9 protein-coding genes are annotated in these 15,394 nt (G+C 71.1%); all 9 read right to left on the reverse strand.

Features of this window, described 5'->3' with window-relative positions; genetic code table 11:
• Window positions 1-6: 6 nt before the first annotated feature.
• Window positions 7-6,636 (reverse strand): DUF4157 domain-containing protein, encoded by a 6,630-nt coding sequence (locus AS97_RS04980; protein ID WP_247204239.1) that lies wholly within the window; start codon window positions 6,634-6,636, stop codon window positions 7-9.
• A complete protein-coding gene (locus AS97_RS04985) occupies window positions 6,633-6,926 on the reverse strand; it encodes a hypothetical protein (RefSeq protein WP_059144846.1) in 294 nt (97 codons plus the stop codon). The genes AS97_RS04980 and AS97_RS04985 overlap by 4 nt, the downstream gene beginning before the upstream one ends.
• The gene (locus AS97_RS04990) at window positions 6,917-9,124 is read right to left on the reverse strand and encodes an ATP-binding protein (RefSeq protein ID WP_210564398.1); all 2,208 of its coding nucleotides are present in this window, start codon (window positions 9,122-9,124) and stop codon (window positions 6,917-6,919) included. The genes AS97_RS04985 and AS97_RS04990 overlap by 10 nt, the downstream gene beginning before the upstream one ends.
• A gap of 8 nt (window positions 9,125-9,132) precedes the next feature.
• The gene (locus tag AS97_RS04995; protein WP_210564399.1) at window positions 9,133-10,065 is read right to left on the reverse strand and encodes a DUF4255 domain-containing protein; all 933 of its coding nucleotides are present in this window, start codon (window positions 10,063-10,065) and stop codon (window positions 9,133-9,135) included.
• A 4-nt stretch (window positions 10,066-10,069) separates the two neighbouring features.
• Window positions 10,070-10,813: a hypothetical protein gene (locus tag AS97_RS05000; RefSeq protein ID WP_210564400.1), complete on the reverse strand. Its 744-nt coding sequence runs from the start codon at window positions 10,811-10,813 to the stop codon at window positions 10,070-10,072.
• Entirely contained in the window at window positions 10,806-11,738 is a 933-nt protein-coding gene (locus tag AS97_RS05005; RefSeq protein WP_086710761.1) for a hypothetical protein, read from the reverse strand. The genes AS97_RS05000 and AS97_RS05005 overlap by 8 nt, the downstream gene beginning before the upstream one ends.
• A 24-nt stretch (window positions 11,739-11,762) precedes the next feature.
• The gene (locus AS97_RS05010; RefSeq protein WP_059144851.1) at window positions 11,763-12,287 is read right to left on the reverse strand and encodes a phage tail protein; all 525 of its coding nucleotides are present in this window, start codon (window positions 12,285-12,287) and stop codon (window positions 11,763-11,765) included.
• A 7-nt stretch (window positions 12,288-12,294) separates the two neighbouring features.
• Entirely contained in the window at window positions 12,295-14,142 is a 1,848-nt protein-coding gene (locus AS97_RS05015) for a phage tail sheath C-terminal domain-containing protein (RefSeq protein WP_210564401.1), read from the reverse strand.
• A gap of 530 nt (window positions 14,143-14,672) precedes the next feature.
• Complete coding sequence (locus tag AS97_RS05020) at window positions 14,673-15,245, reverse strand: DUF6817 domain-containing protein (RefSeq protein ID WP_059144853.1); 573 nt, start codon at window positions 15,243-15,245, stop codon at window positions 14,673-14,675.
• Window positions 15,246-15,394: the final 149 nt, after the last annotated feature.

The raw sequence follows: 15,394 nt of genomic DNA on the forward strand, positions 1-15,394 counted from the left end.
AATCTCCTAGAAAGTAAGTCGCCCCTTCTTGGCGGCCTTTTTGATCCTGGCCAGGGCCTCAAGCCTATTCTTGTGGCTGCCGCCCGTGCGGGTCTCGTCGGACTCCCCTGGGGATAGGTGCTGGCCTTTGTTGAGCGCCCTTGTCAATGCGGCCATGTTGGCGAACGTTTGCGACCTTCCCCGGTTTGGCTCCGTCATGCGGGAGATTCGCTTGGCGAAGTACGCACTGATTCCAGTCGCAAGGCGAATGGCGTGCGCGTCATCGTGATTCACGTTGGCGACGGGTGATGACGGAATATCGTCCTTATTTGGAGGTGGCTGGAATCCACGTGACCAGATTCCGGTAGCGGGATCCCGCTGCCAGTGGCCACGAGGATGGTCGTACCCGCCCCAAGTGATGGTCATTGAGCTCGGGAACCCTGGGAATTTATCGTCATCGTAGTAGGATACGTTGACGTCGTACCAGATCATCTTATTGATCTTCCCCCGCCATGGGGATTTTCGGATTGGGTTGCCAAGTGACCTGATGGCGGGATGCTCAATTTCGTTGGCGGCGTCTTTATTCTGAGTTCCGCGGGCAGGAACGAGGTTGGAAGTTGTTGCTTCGCCCCCCAATTGCGCAGGAAGCAGATGCATGCGCACCCACGCCCCACCTTTACTGTATTTCGGTGAGACCGCATCCCAGCCCTTAGGCAATGCATTCGGCCTTTCGTCCGCCTCCGTTCCCTTCGGCGTCGATTTCTTGATGTGATGGGCTTTGAGGCTCGGCGCCTTTTCTGGCCCGTCCTTGAATGTCGGAAGTTTCGTCGGCGGAAGGGGAGGCTCCTCCTGCCGCTCATCGAAGTCGACCTGTTGCCCCTGCGTCGCCCCCTGCTCCTGATGCAAGTCCTCGAAGCGCCTTGTCGGGCTGAGACCGGCGTGCAGTTGGATTTCTGGAGCACCAACGCCGTAGAGTCGCTTCAGCCTATAGTGCAGGAGCATTCCCGTAAGCATGGCACGGGTATCGGAGTCGAGCATCCCATGCTTCGTCTTGCGCTTGATGATCGGCCTGATCCGAGCAATGATCAGTGCCAAACGCTTGGATTTTTCGCGGTCGGATTTCTCCTCGTTCTTCCTATCGCGTTTGGCCTTCGTGCTCTTCGGCCTGCCGGGCATGTCACGGTCGTTGTCGTGGTCACCCTTGGAGTGCTTGCTTCTCTTTCCGCCGCCGTCCTTCTTTTGCTTGCCGTGGGCACCTTTCTTGCCCGGGCCGCCCATGTCCTTCTTCCCGCTGCCACCAACGTCCTTCTTACCCTTGCCGTCCTCGTCGGGCTTGGGCCTCTTCGGGTCGTCCTTGCCGGGCTTGGGCTTGGTGGGGTCCTGATCCTTGGGGTCCTTGGTTGAGGGCTCGTCGTCGTTCTTCGGCCGGTCCTCCGGGCCCTTGTCGTCCTTGAGGGTGCCCGGGGTTTTGTCGTCCTTATCCGGCTTGGGCCTTGTCTGCGGTTCGGGCTTGGGCTTGGCCGGGGGTTCCGGCTTGGGCTTGGGTTTCGGGGATGGGGTCGGGCGGGTGTCCGGGTGGGCTTCCTCGGGCTTGGGCTTGCCGTTCTTGTCCTTCGTCGTGGGGGCTGGGGTCTTGGTGCCGGGTGTTGTCTTGGACCTGCCGGGGGTGTCCGCCTTCGTTGGTTTGGTCTGCGGCTGCGTTGTGGGTTTCTTGGGCGTCGGTTCGGCGCCCGGCTTCGGCTTCGTGGTGGTTGGCGTCGGACGCGCCGTCGTTTTCGGTGCCGTCGGCTCCTGCGGCTTTTCGTCGGGCTTCGGCTTACCGCCCCGACCGTCCGCGCCCTCCCCGTCCGCGCCACCCTTCCCGCCCGTTGCACCCTTGCCACCCTTGCCCTGGCCCAGCTTCGCCGCGATGGCCTTGAAGCGCCGGCCCACCTTCGCCACGTACTTGCCGATCCCCGACAGCAGCGCCTGGTAGGCCAGTTCGAGGAGTGCCACGATGCCCGCCGCGACGGCCTTCGCGAAGAGGAGGCCCGCGCCGCCCATGCGGACGAGCTTCAGCCAGTCGAGGACCGCGCCCATCGCGCGCAGGATCGCGCCGAGCGCGCCGATGGCCGTGCGGATCGCGTCGATGACGGCCATCACCCAGCCCGCCCCGGGGATCAACTTGGCGATGACCTTGGTGATGACGATCTCGCCGATGATGAAGGGGAGTTGGGGGACGATCGCGTCCCACGTCTCCTTGACGATCTGCTCCAGCGTGAAGCCGCCCTTGAACAGCTTGTCCAGGATCGCCTTGGGGACGCCGATGATCTCCTGGATCTTGGACTGGAACCACTCCTTGACGGCCGACTTCACCTCGCGGAAGAGGTGGTTCTTCGCGCCGTCCACCGCCGAGTTCTTCGCACCGCTCAGCCAGCCGCCGGGGTCGGAGAGGAAGTCGACCGCGATGAGCATGAAGTCGCCGAGCGCGCCCAGCAGCTTGGAGGCGAAGTCCAGGACCGCCTTGACCGCGTCCACGACGGCCTTGACGACGTCCTGCAGCATCTTCTTGAGGACGTCCAGGATGCTGCTCAGCAGCTTGCCGAGGGCGTTCAGCAGGTCGGTGATGGCCTGCTTGAGCATCGTGGCGAGCTTGTTGACGAGGGCGATCGCGGCGTTGATCAGGCCCGTGATGAAGTCCCGGACGCGCTTGGCCAGATCGATCACGGCCCGCACCATCGCCTTGGCGAACTCGATCAGATCGTTGATGAAGTTCTTGATCGCGTCGACGATCGCCTTGCGGGCGTCGTTGATCCAGCGCTCGACGGTCTCCTTGAAGTTCTTGATGAAGTTGACGACCGCGTCCCGCGCCTCCCTGATGACGCGGACGATCGCTTTCTTGATCTCGATGACCTTGTTCTTGATCCATTCAAAGGCTTTCGAGATCCAGTTGCCGGACTCCTGGACGCTGTCGTCGCGCTTCTTCTCGGCGTCCCGTTCGGCCTGGTCGCCCTTGTCCTGGATCTTCTTGTCGCTGTCCTCCTTCTCCTTGTCGACGTCCTTGTCGGTCTGCTCTTCCTTGTCCTTGACGTCCTTGCGGATCTTCTCGTGGCGCTCGGTCTTCTTGTCGCCGAGCGACTGGAGCTCCTTGTCCTGCTCCGTGCGCCAGTCCGCGCGCTTGGCGGTGACCTCCGTCATCGCCTTCTCGCGCTCGTTCGCCTGGCTCTTCGTATTGCCCGCGACCTCGGCGTCGACCTGCTGCTTGTGCTTCTGCTGACCGTCCCGGAAGTCGCGGTCCTTGGTCTGTCGCCCCTCCGACATGCCCTTCTGGCCGTCGGTGAACGCCGCCTGGAACTGCGGTCCGCGTTCGTGCTCGGCCACTTCCGACGCGGCCTCGGGAGGGACGGCCCCCGTCGTCGCGCCGCCGCCGGGCGCACCACCGCCCCCGCCGCCCCCCTGCCCGGGGACCTTGGCCGCCATCTGCTCCTTGGGCGCGTCGGGATAGACCTGGTCCTCGCCCATCCCGCGGCCCGCGTCGTCGCGGCCCGTCGCGACGGTCTCCTGGCCCTTGGTGTCGACGGCGGAGCCCTGCTCACCGGCCGTCTGGTCGGCGTCGCCCCGCATCTGCACGCCCGGCGCGTTGCCCGCCTGGGCCTGCTTGAGCGCTTCGTCCTTGGTCGGCAGCCCGGCGAACTTCGCAGCCAACTCCTGCGGGTCCACTACGGGTTCGTCGGCGCCGAAGAGGCTCGCGACCCCGTTCACGATCTTGCCGCCGATGAAGCCCAGGGCCATCTTGAAGGTGTCCCAGCCGCCGGGCTCCTCGGCCTTCTCCGCCTCGATCTGCCCCTCGGGCTCCTTGGCGCCCGTGACCTCGGCATCTTCCTGCTCCGGCGCCTCGGACTTCTGGGCCGGATCCTGCGAGTACTGGGCCGCGGCGTCGGTTGCCGGTTTGCCCTGGAGGGTCTGCGGGGCGCCCGCCGGGCGCTGCATCGAGGGCGGGGCGGCGGCGAGCGCCTTGTGTTCGTCGCCGACGGTGCGGTCCACCGAGCCGCTCACACCGGTCATGGCCTGCAGCGCCACATGGGGCTTGAGCTTCGAGGCGGTGGACAGCCCCGCCTCCGGGGACACCTGGGAGAGATTCGGGGCCGGGCCGGAGTCCTTCTTCTTGCCCTTGGCCGGGGCGGAAGCCCTGCCACCACCACCACTGCCACCGCCGCCGCGCGGTGTCCTGGCGGACGGTGCGGACTTGGGCGCCGCGGCCTTCGCGCCCGATGCGGCCTTGGGCGCCGGTGTCCCCTTCGAGGGCGCGGGCGCGGGCGTGGGCTGAGCGGTCTGCTCGGGCCCGGCGGTCTTCGTGGGTTCCGGAGCGGACGACGCCGACTCCGCAGCCGGGGCCTCCGTACGCTCTGCCGGCGCGCTCTGCTCGCTCTGCGCTCCGCTGCTCGCCCCGCCGGGCGTATCCGCGTTGGACCCGCCCGTGACCTGGGTGTCCCTGGCGGGTGAGGGGGAATCGGCGTCCGCCGTGGGTTCGCTCTTGGCCGCCGCCGGCTCCGCGTCCGTCTTCTTCTGCTCCGCCCTGGCCGCGGGCTCCTGCGCCGCCTGACCGCCCACCGCCTGCTGGGACGCCTTCTCCTGCGCGCCGCCCGGCGCGTCACCCGCCGCAGGTGTGCCCTTCTCCTCCTTCGCGGCCTGTTCCGTGGCTTCGCTGCCGTCCTCCGACCTGCCCGCGGCCTCCTGCACCGTCGTCTGGGCGACGACGGGCCCGTCCTTGGGATCGGCACCGCTCTTCGGGTCGCGTGTCACGGCCGGTCCCGGTCGGCTCTCGGCGGCCTGCTCCACGGCGAGATCGCCAAGCCCGCCGCCTACCGCCGCCGCGCCGTCGTCCGCCTCCACCGACGGCTCGGCCTCGGCGCCCGCGTCCACGGTGTCCTCGTCGGGTTCGGCGTCCGCCGCCTCGTCCTCGGCGTCCTCCGCGTCCCGTTCGGCCTGCACCTTGTCGGCCTTGGTCACCGGTGGGGCGGGGAACGACGGGACGGGAGGGGTGGCGGACGAGGCGGGGTCGAGCGTGTCCGCGGTCGGTACGCCGGACACATCGAGGTCCTGCTCCGGCAGGAAGTCCTCCGGCTGGAGCTTGGTGTCCCAGGCGCTCTTCTCCTCGCCCCCGACCTCGACCTCCGACTCACTGCCGGAGCCGAACGGATCCTCCTCGGCCCGCTCCTCCGGGCCGTCCAGGTCCTGGGCGCGTACGCCGTCGAGGGTGGAGAACGCGCCGGGCGACTGGGTGTCCTTGCCCGACACCGTCGGCGAACCGGTGGGTTTGTCGGTGCCCCGCTTGTCCTGCTGCTTCAGCTGCTGGCCCGCCACAAGCGCATCGGCCGCGCCCGGACGGTTCTTGGCCGCCGACTCCTCCTTGCTCGCGGTCGCGACGCCCTGCTGCTCCTGCCCTTCCTTCCCCTCCCTCTCCTTCCCTTGCTTCCCCTTCTCGGAGCCCTCGGCCGTCTTCTCGCCACCCCGCTGCCCGCCCCCGGGCTTCCCGCCCGACGGCGAGGACGACGACGGCTGCTGGGACGGGGGCGCGGCGGCCGGTGCCGCCGAGGCCGCACCGCCCGACTTGCCACCAGACGAAGCGCTTCCGCCCTCGCGCCCCGCGTCCGCGCCCGGCCTCTGTTCCTGGCTCCCGCCGTGGCCCTCCTGCTCGGGCGCGCCCCCACCGTTCTGCGGCGTACTGCCCGGTGCGCCCTCCTCCGCGTGCTGGTCCTTCTCCGGACCCGGCGCGGGCACGGGGCGCTGCTCCTCCTCGCGCCGCTCCTCCGCCCTCCGCCGGCCCGTCTCGCGCTCGAACAACAGCTCCTCGACCGAGTCCGGCTCGACGTCCGGGGCGGCCAGCGACTCCCGCTCCAGGCCGCCGTCCGCCTCGATCTCGTCGACGAAGTCGAGCACCCGCTCGTGCTCCGAGCTGAGGAGCCTGGTCTCCAGCCGGTCGAGAACGGCGTCCCGCACCTCGTCCGGCATCCGCTCCAGTTGCACACGGGTGCGCTGGGAGCGGTCCTCGGGGTCGCCGCGCAGGGAGCGGATCACGCCGTTGGCCAGGCGGTCGACCAGCGTCGCCGGGTCCAGCTTCTCCATGCGGTTGCGGTCGGCGTCGACCGTGGCGTAGCGGAGCCAGCCCGGGGTCGCGGACGTCTGCGGCTCCGTCTCGGTGTCCGGCCGCCCACCGCGGACCAGTTCACGCGCCGCGCCCTCAGCCTCGCGCTCCATCGCGTCCTGCGGAAGGCTCACCGCGCCCAGATCGCGGCCCGCGCGCAGGGCGCCGAGGCCGTGGGGGTTCTGGACGGTGTGCAGCAGTTCGTGGGCGAGGAGCCGTTGGCCGTCCGTCGTGCCGGGGCGGTAGGTGTTCTCGCGGAAGAAGATGTCCTGGCCGACCGCCACCGCGTCCGCGCCCAGCAGTTCGGTGAGGTGGCCGGCGTCGCGGTCGGTGTGCAGGCGGACCTGGCCGAGGTCGTGGCCGAGCTGTTCCTCGAGGTCACGCCGGACGCTCGGGTCGAGGGGCTGTCCCGCGCCGCTGACGATGTCCTTGGGCTCGGGCGCACGGGCCTTACCGGTCCGCTCCTTGCGCTTGCGGCGCTTGGCGGACTGGGACGCGCGGTCGTCCTGGGTGGCGGCCGGTGTGTTGCTCATGTCCCCTCCCGCCCCCTTCCGGACAGGCCCGCGTGCACGGCTCGGGCCAGGGCCTCGCCCAGCCGGGCCGGGGAGGTGGTGGCGGGGAGCGGGGGCAGATCGGACAGGGCCTCGATGGCCGTGCCCTCCCCGGCCGCCGCCAGCGGTACGCCGCGCTCCCGCACCAGCCGGGCCAGTTCCGTCTGGAACGCCGCCGAGACCCGGTCCGGGTCGATCCCGGCGCCGAAGCCGGTCAGCGCCAGCTCACCGATGTCCACCCGGACCGCACGCGGTTGATCGTTCAGACCCATCCGTGGACCTCCGAGGGCGTGAGCGAACGGTCCAGCTTCTGATACTCGGTGCGCGCCGCCGCCAGCATGTGGCGCATCTGGAGGCGGTCGCCCTCCTCGGCGGCGAGGAAGGCGCCCGAGAGCGCGATGTTGCGGATCGAGCCGCCCGCCACGGTGAGTTGGGCGAGGCGCAGGGGGTCGATGTCCTTCATCGGCGCCTGGGCGGGGAGCACCCGGCGCCAGATCTCGGCGCGCTCGCTCTCGCCGGGGAAGGGGAAGTCGACGACGAAACGGATCCGGCGCATGAAGGCCGGGTCGAGGGCCTTCTTCATGTTGGTGGTGAGAATGGCCAGGCCCCGGTACGCCTCCATGCGCATCAGCAGATAGCTGACCTCCAGGTTGGCGTATCGGTCGTGGCTGTCCTTGACCTCGCTGCGCTTGCCGAACAGCGCGTCCGCCTCGTCGAAGAGAAGCAGTGCGCCACCGCGCTCGGCGGCGTCGAAGACCTTGCGCAGATTCTTCTCTGTCTCGCCGATGTATTTGCTGACCACCTGGGAGAGGTCGATGATGAAGAGGTCCAGGCCCAGTTCCTTGGCCATCACCTCGGCGGCGAGGGTCTTGCCGGTGCCGGAGCCGCCCGCGAACAGGGCGGTGACGCCGAGGCCGCGGCGGAGTGTCGCGGCGAAGCCCCACTCCTGGTGGACGGTGGCGCGCTGCCGCACATGGGCGACGACCTCGCGCAGGATCCGCGACTGGTGGTCGGCGAGCACCAGATCGTCCCAGGCGGCCTCCGGTTCGATCCGCCGGCCCAGTTCGTCCAGGCCGATGCGCGCCTCGATGAGCCCGGCCCGCCAGGCGAGTTCGGTGGGGTCGAGTGCGTCCGTGTCCGCGCCCGTGTCCGCGTCGGGGAGGTCACGGAGTACGGCGGCGGCCGCGGAGCGGATGACATGCGGCGGCAGCTGGAACTGGGCGACCAGCGACCGCAGATGGCTCTTCTGGATCCGCGGGATGTCGGCGAAGGCGTCCGCCCAGAGGGCGAGTTGTTCGGTGTCGTCCAGCCCGGGTACGGTGACGCGCTCACCGCGCGGGCGGCCGGTCGGGCGCGGGTCCGGGCTGGAGATGACGAGGGGTACGGCGGCGGCGTCGATGAACGCGTCGGTGGCGGCGGTCTGTTCCCGGTCCATATCGCCGACCTCCAGCAGGAGCGCCGCGGGCAGCAGGACGGCCTCGCGCTGCCAGAGGCGGGCGAGGCGGTCGCGTTCGGCCGCGTCGGTGGGGACGTCGTCCGAGGCCATGACGTACAGGGCGAGTCCGGTGCGGCGGGCGGCCGTGGCGGCGATGTCGGTACGGGTGGTGAGGTCGCCGCCGACGAGCTCCACGCGCAGCGGGGCCTCCGGGCGGGACTCGTTCCAGCCCGCGGCCACCCGGTCCGCCGCGCGGCCGTAGGAGGCGGGCAGGGTTTGCGGGGGCCGCGCGCGGCGCAGCAGACCGTGCAGCCGGGCGTCGAGGTAGGGCGATCCGGCCAGGAAGTGCAGGATGCGCTCGTCGATCCGCAGCCGGGAGGTGGTGAGCCGGGTCTCGTCGTCGAGCTCCGTCAGGCGCCAGCGGCGGAGCGGGGAGACGGGGGTGAGCGCGCTCCAGTGCGGTTCGTCGAGCGTGGCGAGGGCGAGCGAGAAGGTGGGGTACGTACGGGTCGGGTCGCCGCTGGCGGCGGCGCACCGCGCGGCGGCGGTGGGGTCCAGTTCGGCGGCCGCCGCCAGCAGGACGAGCTGGCGCTCGAAGGTGCTGAGGCCGAAGCAGGCCACGAGCGCGTCGAGGGTGGCGGGGCCGGAGATCGCCTTCGGGGTGAGGGCGGGCTGGGTGGCGGTGTGCCGCTCGCGGGCTCGTTTGGGGGGCGTCTGGGCGGCGGGGGTGGTGGGCCCGTCGGTGGTGGCGGCATCGCGGGGTGCGGCGGCTCCGCCGGAGGGGGAGGCGCCGGGCCGGGAGCCGTTGGAGGTGGCGCGGCGCGCGTGGGCGTCGACGCGGGCCAGTACGGCCTGGACGGCGGCGGCCAGGGCCTGTCCGTCCTCGCCCCCGACGGAATCCCGGCCCTCGTTGGAGTCGCCGCCCTCGTTGGAGTCCCCGCCCGCGAGGGCATCCCCGCCCGCGAGGGCATCCGCGGCCGCCGATGCGTGGCCGTCCCGCGTACCCATGCCGTCGTCCACCCCCTTCTCCCCCATCGCGTGCCTCAGCTCTCCGTGTCCTCGGAGCGCTCGCCGCGGCGCCGGGGCGTGGCCCTGCGCGTACGGGCGGGCGAGGCGGCCGACTTGGCGGCGGCGGTCTTGGTGGCCTTGCTCGCGGCCGACTTGGTGGCGGCGGCTTTGGCCGTCTTGGCAGCAGCGGTCTTGGCGGCGGGCGTCTTGGCAGCGGCCGTCTTCGCGGCGGCGGAACGCTTCTTGGCGGGCTTGGCGGGGGCCGCGGTCTCGTCCTCCGCCGCCGCCTCCGCCCGGGCGGGCTCCTCGGGCCGCTGCGGATCCGCCCCCGGCAGGGTGGGTGGGTCCGGCGCTCCCGGCGCGCCGAAGGGCAGCACCCGCACCGTGGGCCGTTCCACCGGCTTCGCCGGGACCGGCTGCTCGCGCCCCTCGATCAGGACCAACGAGCCCTGGTAGCAGACCGACAGCACATACGGGGTCTGGTAGAGCATTCCCCAGAGCTTGGAGGTCTCGTCCACGTCCATCTGCGTCGGTGTGAAGCGCACCCGCTGCAGCGACTCGGCCAGGTCGCTGCCCGTCAGATAGGAGCGCCGGGCGGCCTCCTCGATCACGTCCTTCGGCAGCATCGGTAGCTCGTGCAGGGTGCGCACCACGCTGCCGATCAGGCGCTGCCCGACCAGCTCGGACTCCTCCCCGTACGCGCTGATCAGATAGTGCAGATCCATCGCCGCGGCCGGTCGCTTGAGCAGCGTGCCGTCCGAGGCCCGGGTGGGCAGGTCGGTGGAGCGCAGCGAGGCGTTCGGGGTGACCTGGTAGAGGAAGATGTTGATGGTCGGTTCGGTGGGCGGCTCCGTGGGGGGCCTACGGGTGTCCACCGTGACCGCGATGTCGATCTCGGGCCGCAGATTGTTCGCGATCAGCAGCGCGAGGGCCTGGGTGACGGTCGCGAACGCGAGTCCGTTGCTCATGAGGTCAGTCCCTCCTCTCGCCGCGCGCCAGGTAGTCGTCCAGGCTCAGCGCGGGTGCGCGCCGTCCCGTCGGTCCGGGGCGGGCGGCCGCGGCGCGGTCGGCGCCGGGCGGGGCGGCGGCGGTGACCTCCAGCCGCCCGATCTGGACATGCACCGTGCGCTGGGCGGTGCGGCCGCGGCGCCGCCCGGCGGGGAGCCGCGCGGCATCCCGGCTCATGGCGGCGTCGGCCGCGCGGGGCGGCAGTGGCGCGGCGGCCGCCGCGGGCCACAGGCCCCCGGACGGCGGGCCTGGCCGGGGCCCGGCGGCGGCCGGTGCGGCGTCGGGCGATGGGGTGGCCGTGTCGCCCAGCCGGGTGGCCGGGGGGTCGGGGGCGGCCGGTCGCGGCCTGACGGTGATCTGCGTGCTGGGGAGCAACAGCGGTGCCGGGGCCGGGGGTTCGGCGTACCGTTCCACGTCCTCGTACGGTGTGGGCTCGGCGCGTATGACGGTGTGCCGGTCGGTCCTGACCTCGCGCTCGTGGCGGACCACCTCCTGGTGGCGGTCGGCCGCCGGTGGCGGGGCCACCCGAGCAGCCGCGGACTCCTCCAGCAGCGGCTGGTCTCCCCCCAGCGCCTCGATCCGCTCGTACGGGCCGGGCAGCCGCGGCCGTGCCCGGACCGGGCGGTCGCCGGCGCCGCCGCCCGCCGCCGGCCCGGGCGCGGGCACGGGGGCGTGCCGCGCGAGCAGCCGGTCGAAGAAGTCAGCCATCTGCGCACAGCTCCAGGTAGTAGCGGCGCCGCAGCGGGCTGAGCGCCAGGATCTGAGGCTCGCTCCAGCCGTATGCGGTGGCGAGCAGGTGGACATCGAGGAGCAGGTCCCGTGCCCAGTGGTCGAGTTCGGCCCACAGGTAGGAGGCGATATCCAGCTCGGCCCGGGTGGCCTCACCGCATGCGGGGCAGGCGACGTTGAGCGTCACATCGGCTGCCGGGTCGGCGCGTTCGGCGGCCTCGGCGAGCTTCCGCTGCACCGGCTCGGGAAGTTCGGCCACCGGGAGGCGGTCGGCCGGGACGGGCTGCCCCGCACGGTGTACGGAGACGAGGCAACGGGCGAGCAGGGCCCGCCGGGCGCGGGCCGCGGCCGTGGAGGCGACGGCGGCGTCGCCGCCCTCCGCGGCCATGAACGCTTCGGCGGCCTCGTCGCCATCCGCGGCCACCGGCCCGCCCACACCCACGTCCTCACCCAGGAGTCCGTCCCCGGCCCCGCCCGCTCCGGACGCCGCGTGCGCGCCCGCTCCGGCCACCGCACGCCCGTCCGCTCCGGCCACCGCGTGCGCGGCCGCCTCGAGGTCGGCGACGGTGGGCAGCCGGAACTCGACCGTCCACTCGCCCTCCGCCACCCGGAGCGGCCCGTCCCGCTTCCGCGGACGCACCCCCAGGTCGCGGGCGTCGAGGTCGAACTCCATGGCCTCGCCGCACGCACCGCACTCGGCCCGGATCTGCATCCGCTCGCCGAAGAGCGCGCGCCGCAGGGCGTACAGGTCCGCCTCGCGCTCGCCCACCGGCAGCGACAGCAGTTCGTCCGCGGCGGACTCCGGGCGGGCCGCCCGGTGCAGCAGCAGGGCGCGGCCGGGGCCGTGGTGCGCCAGCCCCGCCTCCCAGATGGCCAGCAGCTCCGCGGGCCCCGTGTTCCCCATCTCTCAGCGCCGTCCGCTTCCCGCCTACGCGGGGTGGGTGAACGAGGGCTCTTCCGGCTCCGGCACCTCGTAGTCCCGCTCCCAGCCCTCGCACTCGAGCTTCAGGCTCTGGATGGCGACCGCGTTGGCGTTGGCGTCCAGCTCGCCGAGCACCTGGTACTCGCTCGGCCAGGTCCGGTAGAGCTTGTGCGAGACGGCGACCTGGCCGGCCTCGTTGAGGACCTGGATGACGATGTCCTTGCGGAAGTCGGCGAGCGAGACCTCGGAGCCGAGCCCCGCGCCGACCTGCCAGACCTTGTTGGCCCAGCGGTCGAACTCGGGGTCGTGGGTGACACCGCGCTCCAGGGTGATCCCCTCGAACTCGGACCGGCCCGGGGACTTGCGGGGCGAGCTGGGATCGCCGCCGTTGCGGTGCTTGACGACCTCGGTGGTGCGCTTCAGCGGACTGATTTTGCTGATGCCCGCGACCGTACGACCGTCCCAGAGGACCAGAAACTTGAAGTTCTTGTACGGGTCGAAGCGATGGGCGTTGACCTGGAACTCAGCCATCACATTCCTAAATCTCGAACTGTCCGGCCATCTGCTGGATCTTGACGATCACGAACTCCGCGGGCTTGACCGGCGCAATACCGACCACGACATTCACGATGCCGTTGGCGATGTCCTCGTCCGTCGTCGTGTCCTTGTCGCACTTGACGAAGTACGCCTGACGCGGAGTGCCACCCTTGAACGCGCCCTTCTCGAACAGCGTGTGCAGATAGCCGGCGGCGTTCAGCCGGACCTGCTGCCACAACTGCTCGGTATTGGGTTCGAAAACGACCCATTGCAGTCCGCGGCGCAGGCTCTCCTCGATATGCAGCGCCAGCCGCCGTACCGGCACGTACTTCCATTCGCTGCTCTGCGCGTCGGTCCCCCGCAGCGTGCGGGCGCCCCAGACCAGCGGGCCGACCACCGGGAAGGTGCGCAGGCAGTTGATGCCCAGCGGGTTGAGCAGTCCGTTCTCGCGGTCGGTGAGCTGGACGGCGAGCGAGTACACCCCGGCCAGCCGCGCCTCGGTCCCGGCCGGCGCCTTCCACACGCCGCGCTCACCGTCCGTACGGGCGATGACGCCCGCGAGCGCCCCGGAGGGCGGGAAGGCGCGCAGCCGCCCGGTGAGCGGGTCGGTGAGCCGCAACTGCGGGAAGTACAGCGCCGCGTGGTCGCTGCGGACCGGCTCGAAGGCGCCGATCCCGGCGCGGGCCGCGTCCACGCTGCCCCAGGCGGAGGGCGCGTCGACGAGCAGGAAGATCCGCCGCTCCCGGCACAGCCGGTCGGCCGCCGACAGCACGGTGACCACGTCGCCGACGGACTCGTACGAGGCCAGCTCGGGCAGCGACAGCAGGTTGACGTCCTCGATGTCGCGCAGCGCCTGCAGGCCGGTCTTGTCCGCCTCGCTGCCGATGAGGTCGCGGGACCCGGGCGGGGCGCCGTCCTCGCCGCCGGACAGCGGGAAGACCGGCGGGTTGACCGATGCCTCCAGGCCGAGATCATTGGCGCATTCGCCCAGGAAGCGCACCACGTCGTCGGGGTCGATGGAGCCGGCGACGACCTGGAGGCGGCGGCCGAAGGCGGTGACCTCGGTGCCCGCGAAGGCGTGCTTGCCGGGCGCGTCGGGCAGTGCGCGGAGCTTGCGCTCCAGAAGCAGGGCCAGCTCGGTGACCTCGCACGGAGCCTCGCCGTCGCAGTCCGGGTCGTACAGGGTGAACGCGCGCTCCACCTCGCCGATCTTGACCGTCAGCTCGACGGCCAGATCGGGGAGTTCGCCCGCGAACGGCTTGGAGACCGTGCCCGAGGGGTCCGGTCGGCCCTCGCCGACGGCCTTGACCCGGATCAGCGCCGAGCCGGCGTTGATCACGGTCTCGGCGTGGCGGCCGTGGGCGGGGTCCATGGACAGGTTGGTGAAGGACTCCCGGGAGGTGCCCCGGGCGTCGAGCACATGGAGGTTGAAGGTCTCGTCCGGGCACGGGGTGTCGTAGTCGACGGCCAGCCGCAGGCCCGAGCCCCAGTGGCCGGGCTCCTTGGCGTGCACCTCCAGCACGGGGCATGCGCTGTGGCCCTCGGTGGAGTCGAGGGTGACGCAGGCGGCCTTGCCGGTGCCGGCCTTGGTCACACGGACGACGACCGCCACGGTGCCGCCGTTGCCGAAGAACTGGTGCACCGCGTAGCCGACCGCGCTCTGCGAGGTCAGCCCCCCGAAGCGGCGCTCGAAGTCGGCGAAACTGGTGATGCGCACCGGAGTGTTCAGCGGGCCCCGTCGGGTGTGGCCCACGAACGCGGTCACCGAGGTGGTGACCGAGGCGATGGTACGGACACTGCTGGGAAGCTCTTCGATGTAGACACCGGGATAGCCCGCGGGCGTCGGCATTCCCCCTCCATTCTCTTCGCGCATCAAGAGATGAGGAGGGGAAGTGAAGATCACACGTGCGGATTTGCCGCCGTGTGCACACTTTATCCTTACGCTTCCCCCGGTCGCACGCCCCCGCGAAACCGGTATCGCAGGATTCGGAACGTCGCTTGCGGCTCCTGATGCGTGAGTGCGCTTTGAGTCTCCGCGCCGGGCACGATTGCGGTCAAGGCATTGATTCGGTCATCTCTTTCCCGGTGAATTACTAGATCGTTTTACGGTCTGCACAGAGTTGACCAAGCCATTATCGTGCGCGAACACTCCTGGCAATTCGTGATCACAAAATTCCGCGTGGAGCGCACGGACGACGAGAACGAGCCGAAAAGGCGAACGGTGCGGCGCGTCGTTTTGCGGTCCTGCGCTTGGCGCGTTATCGCACCCGCGCCCGCGGGTCCCACGCCTGGTGACCTGGGCGCCTGCCGTGCGCGAGGGCCTCAGCCGTGCGCGAGGGCCTCAGCCATGCGCAAGGGCCTCAGTCGCGTGCGAGGGCCTCAGTCGTGCGCGAGGGGCGACGGCGCGAGGACCGCGCGCCCGTCCAGCCAGGCCGGCCGGCTGAGCAGCGGGCGGAAGTGGGTGAACAGGGCGAGGAGTTCGGGCCCACGGCGTTCCCGGAGGGCGGGGTCCCGGCGGGCGAGGTCGAGTTCATTGGCGGCCGACAGCTCGGCGAAGTCCCGGAGCAGCCGGGGTTCCGGGGCGTACGCACGGCCGCTGAAACGGTCGTGGAAGACCACGTCGGCATCCCCGAGCGCCCGACACGTGGCCTTACGGTCGCAGCTCGCGTAGAGGTACACGATGGCCTCGGCTTCCGCGCCGATCACCGCCACGAGCTCGCCGCGACGCCCGAGGGGCAGCAGGGTCACGGGGAAGCCGTCGGTTCCGTAGAACGCGTGGCACAGCCCGGCGAGTTGGAGTTCCGGACGGGCTCCCCAGGCGGCGAGCCGGGCCCGTACGCGCTGGAGGTGGGCGAGGAGGGTGCCGCCGGGGTGGGCGATGCGCGCGGCGCCGAGCCGGCGCAGAAGTGTGACGGCCCGGTCGGCGGCGGCAGGAGGGGGAGCAGCAGGCACAGGTCGGGTCCTTTCGGTGCTGGGCAGGTCGGCACCCGTACCGCACCGGCACCCGGTCCGGATCCTCGTGCGAGCGCCGTACGGGTTGCCGCCTGAGCCCTACAACGATCGTCGCCACCACCTGCCACCCCAGTCAATCCTGGGGATCG

Source organism: Streptomyces sp. AgN23, assembly GCF_001598115.1.
Taxonomy (GTDB): Bacteria; Actinomycetota; Actinomycetes; order Streptomycetales; family Streptomycetaceae; genus Streptomyces; species Streptomyces antimycoticus.